This is a genomic window from Wolbachia endosymbiont (group A) of Portevinia maculata (assembly GCF_964028525.1).
Taxonomy (GTDB): domain Bacteria; phylum Pseudomonadota; class Alphaproteobacteria; order Rickettsiales; family Anaplasmataceae; genus Wolbachia.
In genome coordinates, this window is the sequence record NZ_OZ034786.1 from 643289 (window position 1) to 663516 (window position 20228).

The window sequence follows — 20228 nt, forward strand, 5'->3', positions numbered from 1 at the left end:
TGCACCTCATGTCTTTATAAAACTTCTAGGTTTCTACCTATATAAGCTGAAACGCGCTTATAAAGCGTTTAAGACAGTAAAAGACGTCAAATAGACAAGGGAGAATTTGAATACTAGCTACCCTAGGGTTTCTTTGCCTTTTTTTCCGCTCAGTAAATTTCTTAACGTTTATAATTTAGGTTAGTCGCATTTAAAAGCAGCTAAATTGCAGCGTTTAGAATAAAAAACGCCAATATTTTGAAGTACATATAAATAACTAGCCAACCATGGGGCTTCTTTTGCCTTTTTTTTGTTTGGTAAATTTCTTAATATTTATGACTAAAGTAATTTAGGCCTACCGACAACCGTCATCCCTGTAAAGGTCAAGTATCCCGCTACGTGTTAGCGGATGAGATACCGCGAATGAATCGCGGTATGACGTAGAGTCAGCGTTAGCTATACTTTTATACTCACCAAATCAGTTTGCTTGCTTACAAGCAAACTTTCCTGGATCCAAGTAGTCAAGCTACTCGGATGACACCATTATAGAGTGAACCAGTGTCAGCTACTTGAGTGACACCCTTTCTAGCAGAAACTGCTCCTCAAATCACAACGTTCGTACAGCTGCGTTTTAGATTAGGCACTAATGCATTACTTCCAATACCTTCTTACCAATCACTGCAGGGGTTTCAGCAATTGCAATCCCGGCGCTCCGCATAACTTCTAGTTTTGCACCAGCACTTCCACCACTGGAAGAGATGATTGCTCCAGCGTGTCCCATACGTCTTCCTGGAGGTGCTGTTTGACCTGCTACAAAACCAACGATTGGCTTTTTAGTTTTTTCTGTTTTCACAAAATGTGATACATCTTCTTCTTCGTTTCCACCTATTTCACCAATAACTACAATACCATGAGTATCGTCATCTTTTAAAAAGAGCTCCATACAGTCGACAAATGTCATACCATGAACTGGATCCCCCCCAATTCCGATACACGTGGATTGACCAAGACCAACAGCGGTCGTTTGTGCTACTGCCTCGTAAGTTAAAGTTCCAGAACGAGACATAATCCCTATATGTCCACGCTTATGGATATGGCCAGGCATAATCCCTATTTTGCACTCTTCGGGCGTAATAATTCCCGGGCAGTTAGGACCAATCAATCGACTTTTTGAACGAGCAAGAGCATGCTTCACCTTTACCATGTCAAGTATAGGAATGCCCTCTGTAATGCAAACTATTAGCTCTATCTCTGCATCTATTGCTTCAAGTATTGCATTAGCTGCAAACTTAGCAGGTACATATATTACCGTGGCATTCGCATCAGTTTTTTCTTTGGCTTCTGCTACAGTATTAAAAACTGGTAAGTTAAGGTGAGTGCTACCACCCTTGCCAGGAGTTACACCACCAACCATTTTTGTTCCGTAGCTAACTGCTTGCTCTGAATGAAATGTACCTTGCGCACCAGTAAAACCCTGGCATATTAACCTTGTATCTTTGTTTACTAAAACGGACATACTCTATTTCACCTCTTGTACTATTTTCTGCGCAGCATCGCCCAGTTCATCTGCAGCAATAATATTTAATCCTGACTCTTCTAAAATTCTTTTTCCTTCTTCGAAATTAGTGCCTGATAATCTAACCACTAGAGGAACTTTAATGCTCATTTCTTTTACAGCCGCAACAATTCCACTTGCGATAATATCGCAACGCATTATACCACCAAATATGTTAACCAAAATTCCTCTTACGTTGCTATCAGACAATATGATTTTAAATGCTTCAGTTACAGTTTCTTTACTCGCTCCACCACCAACATCCAAAAAGTTAGCAGGCTCTGCTCCGTAGTATTTTATTATATCCATTGTTGCCATAGCAAGACCTGCACCATTTACCATGCAACCAATACTGCCATCCATTTTGATGTAACTGAGCCCATACTTTGAAGCCTCTATCTCTTCTTTCACTTCTTCATCATAATCACGAAGTTCCATAATTTCTGGGTGACGATATAAAGCATTGTCATCAAAATTAATTTTCGCATCGAGCGCAATAAAATCTCCAGAACTTGTTTCAACCAGTGGATTAATTTCAATTTGGCTCGCATCAGTTGCAATAAACGCATCATATATATTTTTTGCAACATTTGTTATTTTTTCTATTTGTTCTGAACTCAAATTAAAACTGCTGCTTAACTTGCTGCTATCAAAACTTGTAGCAAGATCAATATCAAATTTCACAATTTTTGCGGGAGAATTTTTCGCCACTTCTTCGATGTCTATTCCACCTTCTGAGGAAAATATGAATATTGGCCTACTGAGCTTCGGGTCAATTACCAGGCTTAAGTAATACTCTTTCTTAATGCTTGAGCCTTCTTCAATATATACTCTTCTTACTTGCTGCCCGCTTGGCCCTGTTTGATGAGTAACTAAAGTCATACCAATCATGTCTTTTACAAACTGTTGAGCTTCTTCAGCTGACTTTGCTAGCTTTACGCCACCGGCTTTACCCCTACCACCTGCATGAATTTGAGCTTTAACCACAAACACGTCAGATTTTAATTGACTTACTTGAGTCTTTACTCCTTCTGCAGATATAGTGACAAAACCTTTTGGCACTGAGACATTAAATTTATGCAAAATCTCTTTTGCTTGATATTCGTGAATATTCATAAAACAACCAATGATAAACTATTAAAAAATTACCAACCGTAACGCTGCCTTCTGCATTCTTGCTGGTGCCTCTTTTTTCTCGCTTCAGCTTTCTTTTTAGCTCTTTTTTCTGATTTTTTTTCATGATATTGTTTTTTCATTTTCAACCCTCTTCCTTCCTTTTGAATTGTTTTTTTCAATACTGGAAGAGCTCTGTCTACATCACCATAATGGACTGATACTTCAATCAAACTCTATACCTCCTTCGGTAATCATTTCAAAATTTATTTATAAATTAGAAAATTAACATTGTCAATTATTTTATAAACTTGAGCGTTAAACTGCAATATGAACGAAATGCCTTTAAAAGCTCTAACTATTAAAAGCGTTAAAACTTCTGCTAGCATCGGGGCGGAGAGATTTGAACTCCCGACCCTTTGGTCCCAAACCAAATGCGCTACCAGGCTGCGCTACGCCCCGACTTCTTTACTCAGAGTATCAATAACTCAGGCAAAATGCAAGATTCATTTGTTTATTTTAGAAAAAATATAATATAAGATTTAATATTATTTTAGAATATGTTTTTTATTAGCTCCTCTTTAGTAGCAAACTGCTTCGCAGGCGGCCTATAGAGTTTGTACAGTTAGCGCGTGCAACACTGAATCAGATTTCTCTATGGCCCAAACCTTAGCCATATTTAAAAATCTAGCTACACCAATTGGTGAAAGTTAGTGCAGCAACCACAGCAGTATCGACCCTTAAAATTCTTTTTCCTAGACTCAATTTTTGACAAAACTTATCGGCAAGATCAAGTTCATAAGATGAAAAACCACCTTCAGGGCCAACAATAATAGCAACATTTTTCTTACCTTTCAGCACTTTATCAGCTTTACCTGTTTCATCACATAAAACAAAATTTTTACTCTGGGAATCAGGTAACTTACAAAAGTTAATAGGAGGCAAAATCTCTGGTATACTCATCCTACCGGATTGTTCCGCAGCTTCGATTGCCTGTAATTTTGCTCTACTTAGGTTAATGTTTTTTACTACTGTACGTTCCGTTGAAATAAATTGAATGCAGGTTACTCCCATTTCAGTTGCCTGTCTTACTATGTTGCCTAAAGCACCACTTTTTACCATGGCACAATATAAGTATAAATTTTCCTCATATTGCTGTTGTTTAGTGCATTCTTTGAGTGTAACTTTTGTTAATTTACGCGATATATTAACTACTTCTCCTAACCATTCTCCATCCTTTCCATTAAAAAGAGAGAGATTATCATACTTCTTAAGCCGCATTACATTGCAAATATAGTGACTTTGTTGTGGATTAAGTGCTAAACTCACGCCTTGTGATAAAGCTTCTTCAAAATAAAGCCTAATTTTTCCCATTCAAAACTTTAATTATATTCTACTTGAGTGACTCTTACGGGATTTGAACCCGTGTTACCACCGTGAAAGGGTGGTGTCCTAACCACTAGACGAAAGAGTCAATGCGAATTAACTCAAGTTATATTGATTATGCACATAAAGTCAATTATTTTATGGCGCAAACGTCTTTCTCTATTCCATATTTAATATTCACTGAATTTATTTCAGATTTAGGAGTTTTAGATCCTAATTCTAATTGTTGTTCAACTTTTGTATCGGAATCATAGCCAGAATCGTAGCCAGAATCTCTACGCTCATATTTCTGCTTTATTTCTTCTACACTAAAGCCAGCCTTTTAGTGCATTGTAGAGACTTAGAGTCAGTTTAACACCTTTTATGTCATTGTTTTTGACAGATTTAATTAAAAAATTATCTATTATACCCATGATTATACCCCCTATATAAAAGCTCACTATCATGGTACAACTTTAAACTATGATGATTTATTTTCTGCTAATAGCAGCTCTCTATAACCACTTAACAAGTGGTGGCATTGACATCATAATTGCATCTGGATTGCCGTCAGTCATTAAACCAAACCTTGTGCCACGATCGTATAACAGATTGAATTCTACATATCTGCCACGTTTTATTAATTGATTTTCTCGTTGTTCTTTTGTCCAAGATTTTTGTATATGTTTACGTATGATGTGCAAATAAATTTCCAAAAAGGCTTCACCTACTGCTTTTGTGAACTCAAAATCATTTCTCCAATTGCCAGAACTCAGATTATCATAGAAAATACCACCAATGCCACGCGGCTCTTTTCTATGTGGTAAGAAAAAATAGTTGTCACATTGCTCTTTAAATTTTGGATAATATCCGGTGTCAAATCTATCACATGTCATTTTGATTGATTCATGAATATACTTGCAATCTTCTTCATTTTTATATATTGGCGTAAAATCCATCCCTCCACCAAACCATTGTTTTGAAGTATATATCAGCCTTGTGTTCATATGTGCTGCAGGGATAAGGGGCGATTGCATATGAGACACTAAAGATGTACCGCTTGCCCAAAACTCTCCGTTACTTTCACTTGCACCAGGAATTTCATTAATGGCTGAATCTGCAAATTTTCCGTGTACTTTTGAAACGTTTACTCCAACTTTTTCAAAAACATTGCCAAAAATAATTGTAGATTCACCACCTCCACCACCTGGGCGATCCCACTTTCTTTTTTCAATCTTTGGCTCTGTGGATGATTGTTTTTCAATTAATAAGAAAGATTCTATGATCTTATCTCTTAGTGCACAGAACCACTTAAATGCTTGTGTTTTTTGTTTTTCCATAATGTCCTCTTGCTAGCTTATTAACATTGTTATATCTGATATTTAAGGAACTTAATTAGATTTGGATGATAATTATCTATCAAAGACGTTAATAAATCTATAATAATTAAATCAATATAATAAAACATTTTCGTATATACAACAATGCCAAATAGCAATAATGAATAAAAGATACATAGATAACAAGAAAGAGAACAGGGTTGACTTCATACTAAGAAATTATGGAATGTCAATTGTTGTGATGGCAGTTATTATGCTCTTACCTCCAGTAGCAATATCGATACTCTACTTTTTTGATATATATAGTCAGCATATTAATATAGAGATTAATTTATTAGTGAGCATTCTAACAACTCTCTTTATGATATATAATGTAAAACGCTACAGACACCTACTTAATACTATAGAATTTCAAAATGCAATATTTGCAAATGCACTAAATCATAATACAGAATTTTGCCTTATTTTACATAGAGATGAGGGTATTATTTATGCTGATGCAAGGTTCTACGAAAGGTTTAAAGATCATATAGATGATGACATTACGTTAGGCAAGATTTTTGAAATAGGAGATGTTTCAGAAGAAGACAAAAAAGTACTCTATCATGCACTAAAAAATAACTCTTCTGTACAAGTATGCATTTCCTTAAACAAGAAGAATAGAGTATCTAACTTTCTTTTGCTCTTTGAGCCGATACCAGATAATCCCCAAATTGCTATAAATAGTAATAAGATTTTAAATTTATCATTAGTGCCAATAGCAAGGCCAGATGGGTATTTTGTGTTAAAAGCAACACAGATAAACAAGGAGCAGATATATGAAGAGTTAATAGAAAAACACAGTATAGGAACTTACATTGCAAATGCCAAAGGGGTGATTTTATCTGTAAATAAAAGATTTTTAGATATATTTGAACTGAAAAAACTGGAAAAAGGTAGCTCAATCAGTGATTTTATATCTCAATCTAAATATAACAATACAACAACCGATAATGAAATTTTGTTTTTTACTATAAGTGGTATTCCATTCAAGGCTTATATGAGCACTGCTATATTTTGTGATAAATACAACCATAGCTATATATATGGCTTTATAACACCAACCGAATCAAATATTGTTGATTATCAATTACACCCTTGTTTTGCAAATTCATCAATTGCTATTGCACAATGTGACATAAACGGCAACTTTGTAAAGAAAAATACGGCACTAATAAAGCTTGCAGGGTCAGATAATAATTCAATCTTTACATTGATATTAGATAGTTATCATGTGAAAATACGTGAATATTTTTCGAGTAATAGAATAAATAATGCGTCCTTTGATGTACAGCTCAACGGCGATAATAACATAAAAATATATTTCAATAAGTTTCTTCATAATAAAATGATCTTCATACTTTGTTATTTTATTGACAATACTGAACACAAAAACCTAGAGATAAAGCTTGAGCATTATCAAAAGATGCAAGCTATAGGGCAGTTAGCAGGTGGTATTGCGCATGATTTCAACAATATATTGACTGGGATAATAGGATTTTGCGATTTGCTTTTACTCCAACATTCAGCTGGTGATCCATCTTTTGGAGATATAATACAGATACAGCAAAATGCAAAGCGTGGATCAAATTTAGTAAGACAATTGCTTGCTTTTTCAAGAAGACAGACCTTGCAGCCAAAAATTATTGATGTAAATAGTACTATAGCTAATCTTTATGAAATGATAAAAAGATTAATAGGTGAAAATATAAAGTTTAATATTTATTATGGTAGAGACTTGGGTGCTGTTAGGGCTGATCAAGGGCAATTAGAGCAAGTTATACTTAACTTAGCAGTCAATGCTAGTGCTGCTATGGAAAAGGGCGGAGAATTAACTATACGAACCTTTAATCAAAAGATTGACTCATTAAATTCTACATCTCAGGACATGTTTTCTCCAGACAAGGAAACGATCGAACATGGAAATTATGTTGTGATTGAAGTAATTGATACTGGATGTGGAATGACAAGTGATACAATTGAAAAGGCATTTGACCCATTTTTTTCTACCAAAGATATTACCTCTGGTACAGGTCTTGGCCTCTCTACTGTATATGGCATTATTAAACAAACTGAAGGATACATCTATGTTGCTAGCAAAGTAAATCATGGAACTAAATTTAGCATATTTTTGCCCATGGTTTACATATCAGATGAAAATCTGATAGAGGAAGATAGTGAAGAAATAGAAAGACCGGTAGTAAGTGAAATTAAAGGTAATGGTATAATTTTATTGATTGAAGATGAAAATTCAGTAAGGGAATTCATCTCTAAAGCACTCAAAAGAAAAGGATTTGATGTAATAGAAGCGAGCATAGGCAGCGAGGCGCTAGAAATAATCAGTAAAAAAAATCAACACATAGATCTAATAATCACTGATGTAATCATGCCAGAGGTGAGTGGTCCAGAAATAGTTAAAGAAGCATTGATCCATAGGCCAAATATCAACGTTATTTTTATTTCTGGGTATGCAGAAGATGCTTTTTTAAAGAGTGATGACATCAATATAGAAGATTTTCACTTTTTGCCAAAACCATTCACTCTGAATGAATTAGGAAACAAGGTTCAAAGTGTGTTACACAAAGCAAAAAAGACAGTCTAATTTTAGTGTGATTAGCAACAAAAAAATTTTCTAATGCAAAAGTTTCTTGCATATATACAATAGAATTATTTTATACATAAGATAAAAGGCGTGAGCAAGATTATTGCAATAGTAAATCAAAAGGGTGGAGTTGGCAAAACCACAACTAGTATAAATTTATCGACAGCCTTTGCTGCTGTGGGAAAAAGCACTTTATTGGTAGATCTTGATCCTCAAGGAAATGCTAGCACCGGACTCGGGATTTCTTATCGTAGTAGGGAAGAAAAAAATATATACAAAATACTACTGAGCAGAGAAAATAAATTGATAGAATCGGCAATTTTCAATATAAAGGAAATTCCAAATTTATCACTAATTTCGTCAGTAGTTGATCTGTCAGCTGCAGAAATTGAATTATCGCAACTTGAGCGAGGAAAATTTGTGCTAAAAAGCGCATTAGAGAAGATACGCGATAATTATGAGTATATAATCATCGATTGCCCTCCATCACTTGGGCTTCTAACCATAAATGCTTTGACTGCTGCTAATTCTATTATTGTTCCTCTTCAGTGTGAGTTTTTTGCTCTGGAAGGATTAAGCCATTTAGTTAAAACTGTAGAACTGATAAAAAGGAATAACCTAAACCCTTTTTTGGCAATAGAAGGGATCGTGTTAACAATGTATGACAGGCGCAACAAACTCAGTGAACAGATTAAAAACGATATTTGCCAGTATTTAAATGATAAAGTATACAAAACTATCATCCCATTGTATGAGACTGTTATTCCACGTAACGTACGGTTATCAGAAGCGCCTTCTCATGGAAAACCCGCTATTGTGTATGATCTTAAGTGTCCTGGTGCACAAGCATATATAAGTTTGGCAAGGGAAATTTTAAAAAAGCACGCGAGCAGTTGTAAGGAGAAGAAGCTAGTGAGTGAGGGCGTGGTATGAAGGATGATAGACGCCTCGGCAGAGGTCTTGCCGGCCTCATAGGCGATAATTATGATAATAAAGAAGATCGACAAGAGTATTTGCCTATTTCATTACTGCACCCAAGCAAATTTCAACCGAGGAAACATTTTGACGAGGAGTCATTAAGAGAACTTGCAAATTCGATAAAGAAAAGTGGCATTATACAGCCTATCGTGGTACGCAAAGATTCAAATGATGATGGTTACGAAATAATAGCTGGGGAACGTCGTTGGCGAGCAAGCAAGATTGCAAATCTTGATAGTGCACCCGTTATCATAAAAGATCTGAGCGACAAGGAATGCTTGGAAGTATCCATTATTGAAAACATACAAAGGCAAGATATTAATCCAATAGAAGAAGGTGAAGCGTATAAGAGACTGATAGATGAGTTTTCCTATACACATGAAGAATTAGCTTCAACTATAGGCAAAAGCCGCAGTCACATAACCAATATGATTCGGATGTTGTCACTTCCTGATGGAGTAAAAACAATGATCAACGAAAAAAAGCTATCTATGGGCCATGCAAGAGCGTTGATTAATGTTGAAAATGCGGAAAGTATTGCAGAAAAAATAATTTCCCAAGGCTTAAGCGTTAGGCAAACTGAAAAATTGATAAAAGACTTACATCAAAGTAACAACCAAAAAGAGCAGAGATATACCAAAAATCAAGATATGGCAGCACTAGAAGGTGCTATATCTTCTCAACTTGGTTTAAAGATCAAAATTAATGACAGTAATTCTAAGGGTAAAGTTATGATACGGTATAATAATCCAAATGAATTGAATTTAATATTAAAAATTTTAAATAGGAAACTTGAGTGCTAGTAGAGCAAAAAGATAATATAAAATACAACTGTTGGTGTCACCCAAGTAGCATGGAGAGACAAAAATCACTTGACAAACTCTGCCAGCCCCCTTATCATGAAACTGAAGGTATTCAGTTATCTTCATCTGTGCAGATTAAACAGCAAGAAAACAACGTGGTTGGCGTCTTATTTTTAATTTTTTGCACTATGTGCACCTTATGTCTTCACAACATTTCTGGGTTTTTACCTATATAAGCTGAAACGCGCTTATAAGTCGTTTAAGACAGTATAGTACGCCAATTTGCAGGATTAGAGAGTGACAACTAGCTAACACGGGGTTTCTTTTGCCTTTTTTTCTGCTTAGTAAATTTCTTAAACATTTAAACTAAGGTGAGTTGCATTTAAAAGCAGCTAAATTGCAGTGTTTAAGACTTTAAAAACGCCAAATACTGAAAATAGACAATGACTAGGGCTTCTTTTGCCTTTTTTTCGTTTGGTAAATTTCTTAATGTTTATAGCTAACATGAACTGGGCAGGAAGGTGTCATCCCAGTGCTCCTTTCTCGTCATCCGAGTAGCCCCTATGATGTCATTCCAGCGCGTGACGCTGGAATCTAGTCTTTATTATGCAGCCACTTATTTAAAGTTAAGTTTTCTGGATCCAAGTAGTCAAGCTACTCGGATGACACCTTGACAATCGTCATCCCGCTACGTGTTAGCGGGATCTATGCTAAGAGATACCGCGAATGAATCGCGGTATGACGGTCTGCGGCGATATGACGGTTCGCGGTGGCATGACGATAACTTCGTCATCCCGCTGCTTGTTAGCCAGTATCTAGAGATACCGTGACGGTATGCGGCAGCATGACGATAACCTTGTCATTCCAGCGCGTGACGCTGGAATCCAGACTTTAACTGATATGATTACAGAAAGAGAATTTATTAGGTAGTCATAGACACTGAAAGTGGTAAAACTTACCACTTTCAAGTAAAGAAAACTACGTTTTGTGCCTCCAATAATTTCTATGGATGAACCGCTACTGCACCGTCTTTACAAATCACACCGCTTGGTGTTATTTTTGAAACGACTACAGGAGCGCCAAAAAACACAGCAGTAAATGCACCGAGTGCAAAAAGCTCTGGCCACGGCATTCTGCCGAATATTGCAAGCAACGCTGCACCAATTATCACTATTGTGATCATTGGTCCACCTATGCCATGAGTATAGCCTATTATCTTGCATATCACTAATGATGTTGTATCATTTTGATCAACAAAAGTAGGACTAGTATCAGCATTTGCATCAAATGCAAAGGAGAGAATTAAAGCTACAAGTAGAAGAAAATTTTTCATTACGCCTACTATAATTTCTGTTTCATATTTGATTATCTATCACATTGATTAAGTTTAAGTAAATGGTGAGGATTTTTTGCTTAAAAGTATCCTTTATTTCATTTAGAATACTTTTCTTGGTTCGTTTATATTACATGCTACAGAAATTTTACAGCATCGTTTATTGCCTTTATCGTGCTTTGATTGACACAATTCATAATGATGGAGTGGAGCATGCAGGGTATCTATCATTTTTAATCCTGTTATCAATATTCCCTTTTCTCATCGTTTTAATGGCTGTGGCGTCAACATTCGCAAATTTCTTAGACCAGTATAACATTGGCTGGGTATTTATCATTGATAACATGCCACAGGATATTTTATCATCTTTGATGCCGCGTATCAGAGAGATAATATCAGGCCCGCCGCAAAGCTTACTAACTTTAGCAATTGTAGGCGCTGTTTGGACCGCCTCGTCAACAATTGAAGGGCTAAGAACAATATTGAACAAAGCTTATAAAGTTCCGGTTTCGCCACCTTATATATTAAGAAGGTTGTTAAGTATACTACAATTTTTAGTGATCACGCTTATTATAACTCTAACTATAGTGTTCTCTACATTAGTGCCAATGCTAATTGATTTTTCCTATCAGGGGATTAGTTATACTAAATATCTCCTCATTGAATTTGTACTTTTCACAGTAGTCTCTTGGCTATATTTTATGTTGCCAAACATAAAACAAAATTTATCAGACGTCTTTCCTGGATCTTGTGTGGCTGTTATTCTTTGGACAATTTCTGCTTCAGCTTTCAAGCAATACTTAAAAGCTTCCTTTGATCAACTGAATTTGATATATGGAAGTTTAGGTGGTATGGTAGTGTCATTACTATTTTTTTATATGCTAAGTTTGATTTTTATATATGGAGCAAAATTTAATTTTCAGCTAAAATATTTCAATGAATCTCGCTAAGGAGAAAGAAATGAGTAAGTTAGAAGGTAAAGTAGCTTTAATCACCGGAGCTTCAGGTGAAATAGGCTCTGCTGTTGCAAAAAGATTTGTAAAAGAAGGTGCATGTGTAATTCTGATTTCAAGATCTCTTGATAATCTCAAGCCACTATATAATGAAATTGAAGAGCTTGAAGAATTTAAAGAAGGCTCTGTGAAACTAATTCAGCTTGATCTTTTAGACTTTGAGAATGTAAAGATACTGACAAACATGATAGAAAGCCTGAAATTATCAGAATCTGGAGCACTTGATATATTAGTTGCATGTACTGGAATTTTAGGCAAATTGAACCCTATTCACGACTGTGAGATTGAAGAGCTACAGAACGTAATGAATACAAATTTTACTGCCAATTGGTACTTACTAAAAAACTTAGATCCAATGCTAAAGAAGTCTAATGCTGGAAGAGTGATATTCATGACCTCAGAGGTGACACTTTCTCCTTCCTCTTATCCATATTGGATGCCGTATGCTGCAAGTAAAGTTGCACTAGAAATAATGGTGCAGATATATGCATCTGAGACAAAACATACAAAATTATGTGTAAATGCTGTATACACGAAAGGACCTGTGGGTAGTGAGCAGGCATTTCCTGGATCTGAATTGGTGTCACCTGATAAACTAACAGACAAATTTGTGGAGTTAGCTTCTAACGATTGCAGCGTATCAGGAAAAATCTTACCGCTTAGCAAATCTCCCGAATAAATTACACTAGAAAGGATGTCATCCCAGTGCCCAGACACTGGGATCTAGTTTTTAATTTAACATAATCAAGAACGTTGTGTTTTACTTTTATGCTTACCAAATTAGTTTACAATCAAAGTTTCCTGGATCCCAGTGTCTGGGCACTGGGATGACACCATTCTTTTTCCTGGATTCCAAACTGGGATGACAGCTAGCCTGACAATCGTCATCCCGCTGCTTGTTAGCGGGATCTATGTGAGATACCGTGAATAAATCACGATATGACGTAGAAGCTATACTTTTATGCTTACCAACCCAATCAAAATCCTGGATCCCGCTGCTTGTTAGCGGGATCTAGAGATACCGCGGCGGTATGACGGTTCATGGTGGAATGACGTAGAATTTTATACTCACCAACTCAGTGTCCAATCTGGATTGTATCTTATCGGTAAAAAAGAAGAGCTATTTTAGGAAGTTTTTATAGAGCTAAAACTAAAGAAAACTTGCATATAAGTTCATCAAGTGTAAAATTAGAGTTGTTTTAAAAGAATAGGTCAATTATGAATCTTGTAACAAAATCTGCTATCGATTTTACTGCTTCAGCTGTTCTCTCCGGCGGAGAAATTGTTGATGATTTCTGTCTGAGTAAGCACATAAAAAATAAGTATGCTGTCCTTTTTTTCTATCCACTTGATTTTACTTTTGTTTGCCCAACTGAATTGATATCGCTCAATAATAGAATAAATGAGTTTGCAAAGCGTGGTATTGAAGTGATAGGAATAAGTGTAGATTCAAAATTTTCACATTATAAATGGCGAAACACTCCAGTTAATGATGGTGGTATTGGAGAGGTTAGCTACACTTTAGTGTCTGATATCAAAAAGTCTATATCAAGAGACTATGGGGTCTTATATGATGACTCAATTGCGCTGAGAGCAACTTTCGTTATTGATGATAAATTTATTGTACGTCATCAATCGATAAATGATTTGCCTTTAGGGCGTAATATCGATGAATTCGTTAGAATCATTGATGCAATTAAACATAATGAGGAGCATGGTGAAGTATGTCCAGCAGGGTGGAAAAAAGGTAAGCCAGCAATGCAGGCAAGCGATGAAGGAGTAGCTGATTATCTAAACTCATACAGTGAAGAATTATAGATTTAGTACAAAAGTTCTTATTATTGGATCTGGAGCAGCGGGTTATGCTGCTGCTATATATGCAGCACGTGCAAACTTAGAGCCAATTGTAGTAACGGGAATGCAGCCTGGTGGTCAGCTTACAATTACTACAGATGTTGAAAACTATCCTGGTTTTGTTTCAATACAGGGTCCAGAACTAATGGAGCAAATGAGGTTGCATGCAGAACAGGTTGGAGCAAAAATAATAGATGATGAGATAAAAAGCGTTGAACAACTTGAGGATTCTAATGAGTATAGGTTTAGATCTTCTGGTAATACTAATGACTACTATTCAGATGCAATTATAATTGCATCTGGTGCGCAAGCGAAGTGGCTTGGTCTCAAGAGTGAAAAGGAATTTCAAGGTTACGGAGTTTCGGCTTGTGCAACTTGTGATGGTGCATTTTTTAGGAATAAAGTTGTAGCCGTGATTGGTGGTGGAAATACCGCTGTTGAAGAAGCAATATTTTTAACTCGATTTGCCAAAGAAGTGATATTAATACACAGGCGTGATAAATTGAGAGCGGAAAAGGTAATGCAAGATAGGCTCTTTAAAAATGATAAAATAAAAGTAATGTGGAACCATACCGTAGAGCAGATTCTTGGAGAAGAAAATCCGAAAAAAGTTACTGGTATTATAGTTAAATCAACGGAAGCTCAAGAATTGAAAGTCGATGGAGTGTTCATTGCAATTGGGCATGCACCAAATACAGGTATTTTTAAAGGCTTTGTTGAAATGGATGAACAGGGTTACATAATTACAAAACCTGGAACAACTTTAACTAGTAAAGCAGGAGTATTTGCTGCAGGTGATGTTCAAGATAAGGTATATCGCCAGGCAGTAGTTGCCGCAGGAACAGGGTGCATGGCTGCACTTGATGCAGAGAAGTTTTTAGAGTCGTAATTAATTAACTCAGAATTAGGATTTTATAGCTAAAGTGACTTAAGTTCATCGATAATTTTAAAAACAAAAATTCGTCATTCCGCTACTTGTTAGCGGAATCTATGCTGAGATACCGCGAATAAATCGCGGTATGACGTAGGAAAACCTTTCTTGGGTTAGCTATAGATAAATCGCTTGCAATTTTCCTTTTTTTTTACATAATTATATTAGTAAATCATTAATAAAGAGGGTTTAGTATGCCTTATAGAAACGGTGTAACATATTATGGAGCTTATGGAGGTGGTGATAACACGGCATCGCAAGCTCGAAATTCGACAACTTTAGACAGCTAAGTGAATCAACAAAACAGTTATTTAAAGCTATTGATGATGAAAACCTAGAGAATTTTAAACAAGCTCTAGCAGAAGGTGCGGATGTTAATGCGTTTGATGAGAGATATACACCACTAATGACTATTATCATGAATGGTGATGACAGCCCTATATGCTTAAAAATGATGATGTTGCTTTTACAACATCAAAATTTAAATATTAATGCTCAAGAAACTAAAAAATGTAATACAGCTCTACATCTAGCCTTTCACATGGAAAATAAGAATTTTATACGGATGTTACTTAGACATCCTAGCATTAATACAAACAGTAAAAACAAAGTTTTTCTTCTTCAGGATAAATATCTTGAGCCTGAACATGATCGTACCAGAGCATATCTTATAGAACATGCAGAGTACAACCAATGTTTTTTTTATACTTCTAAGGAATATATTGAAAAAATAGGGCGAATACAAAAAAAGGACTTTTCGCATCTTACAATGGAAATAACAAAAGCACAAAAAGGAAAAAAATTATTAGATGCTCTTTTTAATGGAAATATTAACCGAGCAAAAACACTGTTGGCTCAAGAGCTTAATCCTAATTGCTGGAAAAGAAACCAAAATGGAGAAATAGAAACACCCCTGAGCTTAATATGTTTACAAGGAATAACACAAGATAACGAAGAAGTATTGATTAAACTTTTAAAACATAAAGACCTAGATTTTAGTCAAATAAAGCCAATACGAGCTATAGAGCAAAATTCACGGTTGAAGAAAATAATTGAACAAGCTATTACAGAGCGATTAACTGATGCTATTAATAGAAAAGATTTAGATGATGTAGAAAAGTTAGTAGAGGATAATTGTTTCATAAATCGTGCAATTGTTACTGCTGCATTTGAAAGTATTGAACGTATCAGAAATTATCTAAATGAAAAATTCCCTACAAGTGCAGAGCAACCTGTAGCAAATACGAATAATATACCAGCAGGTTTTGAGGAGTTTGCACAAAAACTTGTAGATGAACTTGAAAAGACAAAAGCTCAACTTGCAGAAACAGAGCAAAAGCTGGATAAGGTTGTGCGTGAAAAAACGAGCGAAACTAGCAAAATTTCACAATTAGAAAGAGATTTGAAACAAGTAAGGGAAGAAAGAGATAGGCTTTCATCAGAAAATATACTGCTCCGTACTAAAAGTCTGAGTAATAAAAACGAAAAATCCTCGGAGGCAATTTCTCCTGGTAAAAAACAAAGCAACTATGCTTATGCATTTTTTATATTATCTGGAGCATTGACTGGTTGTGTAGGTTTAGCAATTTTATACGATTATCTAGTAATAGGTGCTTGTCTTACAGCAGTTGCACTGGTTCTTTTTTTAGTAGGATATTATTTATGTAAAGCGGATGAACGAGATATAGGACCTGGTGGTACCACCGACAATCCTCAAGTTACAAGGGTTTTGATTTCTTCTCCAGGCCCTGCTGAAAATTTTTGTACATGTTAAAAACATCTTGATAATTGAGGTGAGTGTAAACCTGGGTGGTTTCCAGGCTTGAGTGGCCAAGCAGTTGTTGTATTGATCTTATGTCAATATCTTCTTGAAGCAAATGAGTAGCAAAACTATGACGAAATGCATGTGGAGATAAGATTTCTGGCAGATTTAATATTCTCCTTATTTTCTGCAAACGATTAGCCACATAAGTTCTTCCCAATTTTTTTCCTCTTACTCCCAAAAAAAGATATTGTGTTTCATTATTAATGCCAAGATAAGGACAGGCTTTTACATATTCCTGTATACACTTTTTTACTACCGGAAGAATGAATACCTGCCTTTGTTTATCTCCCTTACCTGTTACTATTAAACTTTCATTGTTAATATCACTAACCCCAAGATTCAACGCTTCACTGATTCTTAAGCCTGTACCATATAGCAGGACGATAATTGCAATTTCTCTTTTTACCACCCAAGGTTCGCTCAAGTCAGATAATTTCATTTCTTTCACCAAAGTTTTTATATCAGGTATTGATAATGCTTTGGGCAGAGTTCTTCTCTGAATTGGCCTTGATAAGGAAAATACAGCTTCATTGTCTATATTGTAGTTGTTTTTTATGTACTTGAAGAAATTTCTGATTACTGACAATGCACGAGCGTTAGATCTTGCATTCACACCTCTTGCATAACGAGAGGTAAGCCAACTTCTTAACTCAGGTATACTTAAATTTTTCAGAGTACCAACATTTACTTCTCCACCAATGTGAGTATTTAGGAAACTTATAAGATCCTTCAAGTCCCTCATGTATGACTCTAAAGTGTTTGGTGAATAAGATCTGTTGCACCTCAGCCACTCATACCATTTTTCAATGATTGAACCGAGGTCCACAATTATTTTTTAAAGAAAGCATCGATGCACGCATCTCGAAAGGCTTCATTTATATCAGGATGAGAATGACAAATTCTGTATATATCCTCTGCTGCTGCGCCATATGCCATTGCAACCGCTGCTTCGTTGATTAGCGTATCAGCGTATGCTCCTATGATATGCACACCTAGTATTGTATCTGCTCTGCTACAAGTCAGCACTTTCACGAATCCTTCAGCATCATCAGTGATTTTTGCTCTGCCGTTTGCAGCAAATTGACATTTACCAACTTTGTACTTATAGCCAGCATTTTTGAGTTCCTCTTCGGCTTTACCGATCGAAGAAACCGCAGGGTGAGTGTAAATGACAGATGGTATAATTTCATAATCAACGTGAGGTGACTGTCCTGCTATTATCTCTGCAACTGCCACTCCTTCTTCCTCTGCTTTATGAGCAAGCATTGCTCCACCAATCACATCACCAATAGCAAATATTCCTTTCACATTAGTTTCATATCTGTTGTTAACTTGAACGAAACCGCGATTATCTTTTTCTATTTTTTCATCAATACTAAGATTCTCAGTGCATGGTTTGCGTCCTGCTGCCACCAATACCTTATCCGCCTCTATAGTGTTTGTTTGATTATCTTTTACAGAGCAAACTTTCACACTCAAAGAGTTACTACTTTGTTTTATTCCCTCAACTTTAGTGCTAAGTAAAAATTTTATTCCTTGTTTTTGTAGACTAGAAAGTAGAGACTTACTTAATTCTCCATCCATTGCTGCAGCGATTCTGTCAAAAAATTCTACTACAGTGACTTCAGACCCTAGCCTCCTCCATACAGAAGACATTTCAAGCCCTATTGCCCCGGCTCCGATTACGACAAGTTTTTTTGGTACTTCAGTTAAAGACAATGCACCAGTTGATGAAATAATACTTTTCTCATCGATATTAATTCCTGGCAAAGAAATAACGTCAGAACCGGTTGCAATTACTATATTTTTTGTCTTCAGCACCTTATCTTCAACTGAAACTTCAAGATTACCTTGGTCAAAAGAAGTAATTTTCCCAAGTCCATTGATTTTAGTGATTTTGTGAAGGTTAAACAGATATTCTATACCTTTTCCAAGTTCCTGAACTCTGGCGTCCTTATAGCCTAGCATTTCTTTTAAATCGAAACTTGCATCCTTAATTTTTATGCCAAGCTTCGACAGATCATTTTTCGTGTGAGCATACTGATAGGAAGAATGAAGTAGTGCTTTGGAAGGTATGCACCCAACTCGCAAGCATGTACCACCAAAAATGCTATTTTTATCTATGCAGACAACTTTCAATCCAAGTTTTGCAGCAGCGATAGCACACTTATAACCGCCTGGACCACCACCTATAACAATCAGGTCATAATCAATCATAAAGAACAAACCTATTTTCTAAAGAATAAACACCATTTCCCTCAGTTGTTACATATATTTTATCGTGAGTAAACACTGGAGTGTGAAACACATTACCAGGTACTTTGATTACCTTTCCTGCACTTTCAGATCCAGGAAAAGCAAGCATTGAACCTTTATTGCTTGTCACCCACAGTGTATGGGCATGCACAATTGGAGCAAACAATTGCGTATTTTCTATTAAATCAGATGCCCAGACTGTTTCTCCATTTTTTATATCCAGGCCGATTATTTTATTATCTTCAGTTACTATAAAAATTCTTCCGCCTTCTTTTTGTTTCTCTGCAGGAATAAGAGGACTATAATATGACTCAATGTCTGATACACTTTTTACTTGCAGTGACTTTGACCACAAAATATTTCCTGATTTCACGTCAATACCATAAATATAAGAATTGTTTGTAGCTATTAAAGTATCGCCAAGCACTCTCGGTGTAGTAGTTACATCTGTGAGCTGTGTATCCAAAAGGTTTGTAGCCAATTTTTGGCTCCACAATTTTTTACCGTCTTCATTAAAAGCTATTAACTCACCATTTGAAAATGGTGCTATTATTTTATCGTTAGAAATTGTTGGCGATATGGAATACAAACCTCGAACCTCATTGATACCGTTTTGATAAGCCCAAACGGAGCTGCCATCTTTTATATCAAACACGTACAGATAATTATCAATAGTCAATACTACCAATTTATTATTTATTACTGCTGCTTTCCCTCTTACTGGAGCTCTCAATTCTTTTTCCCACTCAATCTTGCCAGTTTTTGCATCTATTGCGTGTAAAGTGTTATCCACTATAAAGAAAACATTTTTTTCATAATGCGATAGGCTCATGTTACCAATTTTTTTCCTACGTGAGAGGTGTAATTTCCAATTCATAGCCTTTGAGTTATCAATATCAAAGGAATATAAAGCGCCGTGCTTGTCTGATAAAATAACGCTATCTTCTGTAAGCACTGGAGCTACATATCCTTGAGATAGTTTTTTATCCACTAGACTTATTCGCTCGCTTGCCATTGTGTAACTGCTACACAATAACATTATTATAACAATTATTACTTTCATTACTTAGTTGAGAACAAGATTTATTAATATACATACTAGAAATCTTAATCACAATGAAAATGTTCTTGTTGTACGTTGAAACATTGATTTATGAACAGAATATTATATTATTATGTAAAAATCATACTCTTAGAGGTAATACACCTCATCCACTATGCGGCAACGTGCATAGCTGTATG

18 protein-coding genes and 2 tRNA genes are annotated in these 20228 nt (G+C 35.7%); 9 read left to right on the plus strand and 11 right to left on the minus strand.

Annotated features, from left to right (window positions below; genetic code table 11):
- Positions 1-622: 622 nt before the first annotated feature.
- The 7 genes from sucD to hemF form a co-directional block, all read right to left on the minus strand.
- On the minus strand, positions 623-1495 hold the full coding sequence (gene sucD, locus ABWU36_RS03310) for a succinate--CoA ligase subunit alpha (protein WP_253309325.1): 873 nt from the start codon (positions 1493-1495) through the stop codon (positions 623-625).
- Between the two features lie 3 nt (positions 1496-1498).
- Entirely contained in the window at positions 1499-2650 is a 1152-nt protein-coding gene (sucC, locus tag ABWU36_RS03315; RefSeq protein ID WP_353272994.1) for an ADP-forming succinate--CoA ligase subunit beta, read from the minus strand.
- Positions 2651-2679: 29 nt separating this feature from the next.
- Complete coding sequence (gene rpsU / locus ABWU36_RS03320; protein WP_064125049.1) at positions 2680-2880, minus strand: 30S ribosomal protein S21; 201 nt, start codon at positions 2878-2880, stop codon at positions 2680-2682.
- Between the two features lie 155 nt (positions 2881-3035).
- A tRNA-Pro gene (locus ABWU36_RS03325) sits at positions 3036-3109 on the minus strand.
- A gap of 225 nt (positions 3110-3334) precedes the next feature.
- A complete protein-coding gene (locus ABWU36_RS03330) occupies positions 3335-4021 on the minus strand; it encodes a 16S rRNA (uracil(1498)-N(3))-methyltransferase (RefSeq protein WP_353272995.1) in 687 nt (228 codons plus the stop codon).
- A 28-nt stretch (positions 4022-4049) separates the two neighbouring features.
- Positions 4050-4121, minus strand: a tRNA-Glu gene (locus tag ABWU36_RS03335).
- Positions 4122-4527: 406 nt separating this feature from the next.
- On the minus strand, positions 4528-5352 hold the full coding sequence (gene hemF / locus ABWU36_RS03340; RefSeq protein WP_253309328.1) for an oxygen-dependent coproporphyrinogen oxidase: 825 nt from the start codon (positions 5350-5352) through the stop codon (positions 4528-4530).
- Positions 5353-5512: 160 nt separating this feature from the next.
- Between hemF and ABWU36_RS03345 the strand changes: the two genes are divergently transcribed.
- From ABWU36_RS03345 to ABWU36_RS03360, 4 genes are all read left to right on the plus strand, one after another.
- Positions 5513-7993 carry a response regulator gene (locus tag ABWU36_RS03345; protein ID WP_253309329.1) on the plus strand — a complete coding sequence of 827 codons (2481 nt, stop codon included), beginning with the start codon at positions 5513-5515 and terminating at the stop codon, positions 7991-7993.
- A 90-nt stretch (positions 7994-8083) separates the two neighbouring features.
- The gene (locus ABWU36_RS03350) at positions 8084-8926 is read left to right on the plus strand and encodes a ParA family protein (protein ID WP_264687980.1); all 843 of its coding nucleotides are present in this window, start codon (positions 8084-8086) and stop codon (positions 8924-8926) included.
- Positions 8923-9774: a ParB/RepB/Spo0J family partition protein gene (locus ABWU36_RS03355; RefSeq protein WP_264731549.1), complete on the plus strand. Its 852-nt coding sequence runs from the start codon at positions 8923-8925 to the stop codon at positions 9772-9774. The genes ABWU36_RS03350 and ABWU36_RS03355 overlap by 4 nt, the downstream gene beginning before the upstream one ends.
- A gap of 521 nt (positions 9775-10295) precedes the next feature.
- Complete coding sequence (locus tag ABWU36_RS03360; protein ID WP_264687978.1) at positions 10296-10448, plus strand: hypothetical protein; 153 nt, start codon at positions 10296-10298, stop codon at positions 10446-10448.
- Between the two features lie 329 nt (positions 10449-10777).
- On the opposite strand, the gene ABWU36_RS03365 is transcribed toward ABWU36_RS03360, so the two are convergent.
- Positions 10778-11107, minus strand: coding sequence for a TrbC/VirB2 family protein (locus ABWU36_RS03365; RefSeq protein ID WP_353272996.1), 330 nt, complete (start codon positions 11105-11107; stop codon positions 10778-10780).
- Positions 11108-11241: 134 nt separating this feature from the next.
- Between ABWU36_RS03365 and ABWU36_RS03370 the strand changes: the two genes are divergently transcribed.
- The 5 genes from ABWU36_RS03370 to ABWU36_RS03390 all read left to right on the plus strand — a co-directional run bounded on the left by ABWU36_RS03370 (position 11242) and on the right by ABWU36_RS03390 (position 16679).
- Positions 11242-12057 (plus strand): YihY/virulence factor BrkB family protein, encoded by an 816-nt coding sequence (locus ABWU36_RS03370; RefSeq protein ID WP_253309333.1) that lies wholly within the window; start codon positions 11242-11244, stop codon positions 12055-12057.
- Positions 12044-12799, plus strand: coding sequence for an SDR family oxidoreductase (locus tag ABWU36_RS03375; protein ID WP_264687976.1), 756 nt, complete (start codon positions 12044-12046; stop codon positions 12797-12799). Before ABWU36_RS03370 ends, ABWU36_RS03375 begins: the two co-directional genes overlap by 14 nt.
- A gap of 539 nt (positions 12800-13338) precedes the next feature.
- Positions 13339-13938 carry a peroxiredoxin gene (locus ABWU36_RS03380; RefSeq protein ID WP_253309335.1) on the plus strand — a complete coding sequence of 200 codons (600 nt, stop codon included), beginning with the start codon at positions 13339-13341 and terminating at the stop codon, positions 13936-13938.
- Positions 13925-14863 carry a thioredoxin-disulfide reductase gene (gene trxB / locus ABWU36_RS03385; RefSeq protein ID WP_264687975.1) on the plus strand — a complete coding sequence of 313 codons (939 nt, stop codon included), beginning with the start codon at positions 13925-13927 and terminating at the stop codon, positions 14861-14863. The genes ABWU36_RS03380 and trxB overlap by 14 nt, the downstream gene beginning before the upstream one ends.
- A 361-nt stretch (positions 14864-15224) precedes the next feature.
- A complete protein-coding gene (locus ABWU36_RS03390; RefSeq protein WP_353273215.1) occupies positions 15225-16679 on the plus strand; it encodes an ankyrin repeat domain-containing protein in 1455 nt (484 codons plus the stop codon).
- Here ABWU36_RS03390 and ABWU36_RS03395 read toward each other — a convergent pair.
- Genes ABWU36_RS03395 through ABWU36_RS03405 form a run of 3 tightly spaced genes read right to left on the minus strand, consistent with a single transcriptional unit; the run spans position 16624 to position 20049 of the window.
- Positions 16624-17556 (minus strand): tyrosine recombinase XerC, encoded by a 933-nt coding sequence (locus ABWU36_RS03395; protein ID WP_253309339.1) that lies wholly within the window; start codon positions 17554-17556, stop codon positions 16624-16626. The two genes, ABWU36_RS03390 and ABWU36_RS03395, sit on opposite strands and share 56 nt — an antisense overlap.
- 2 nt (positions 17557-17558) lie before the next feature.
- Positions 17559-18947, minus strand: coding sequence for a dihydrolipoyl dehydrogenase (gene lpdA, locus ABWU36_RS03400; protein WP_253309340.1), 1389 nt, complete (start codon positions 18945-18947; stop codon positions 17559-17561).
- Positions 18940-20049, minus strand: coding sequence for a PQQ-binding-like beta-propeller repeat protein (locus tag ABWU36_RS03405; protein WP_253309341.1), 1110 nt, complete (start codon positions 20047-20049; stop codon positions 18940-18942). Before ABWU36_RS03405 ends, lpdA begins: the two co-directional genes overlap by 8 nt.
- Positions 20050-20228 lie beyond the last annotated feature (179 nt).

Bases quoted from the DNA above. Each gene is read 5' to 3' on its own strand.
- sucD (WP_253309325.1), bottom strand. From the start codon at position 1,495: ATGTCCGTTTTAGTAAACAAAGATACAAGGTTAATATGCCAGGGTTTT.
- sucC (WP_353272994.1), bottom strand. From the start codon at position 2,650: ATGAATATTCACGAATATCAAGCAAAAGAGATTTTGCATAAATTTAAT.
- ABWU36_RS03330 (WP_353272995.1), bottom strand. From the start codon at position 4,021: ATGGGAAAAATTAGGCTTTATTTTGAAGAAGCTTTATCACAAGGCGTG.
- hemF (WP_253309328.1), bottom strand. From the start codon at position 5,352: ATGGAAAAACAAAAAACACAAGCATTTAAGTGGTTCTGTGCACTAAGA.
- ABWU36_RS03345 (WP_253309329.1), top strand. From the start codon at position 5,513: ATGAATAAAAGATACATAGATAACAAGAAAGAGAACAGGGTTGACTTC.
- ABWU36_RS03355 (WP_264731549.1), top strand. From the start codon at position 8,923: ATGAAGGATGATAGACGCCTCGGCAGAGGTCTTGCCGGCCTCATAGGC.
- ABWU36_RS03365 (WP_353272996.1), bottom strand. From the start codon at position 11,107: ATGAAAAATTTTCTTCTACTTGTAGCTTTAATTCTCTCCTTTGCATTT.
- ABWU36_RS03370 (WP_253309333.1), top strand. From the start codon at position 11,242: ATGCTACAGAAATTTTACAGCATCGTTTATTGCCTTTATCGTGCTTTG.
- ABWU36_RS03375 (WP_264687976.1), top strand. From the start codon at position 12,044: ATGAATCTCGCTAAGGAGAAAGAAATGAGTAAGTTAGAAGGTAAAGTA.
- ABWU36_RS03380 (WP_253309335.1), top strand. From the start codon at position 13,339: ATGAATCTTGTAACAAAATCTGCTATCGATTTTACTGCTTCAGCTGTT.
- lpdA (WP_253309340.1), bottom strand. From the start codon at position 18,947: ATGATTGATTATGACCTGATTGTTATAGGTGGTGGTCCAGGCGGTTAT.
- ABWU36_RS03405 (WP_253309341.1), bottom strand. From the start codon at position 20,049: ATGAAAGTAATAATTGTTATAATAATGTTATTGTGTAGCAGTTACACA.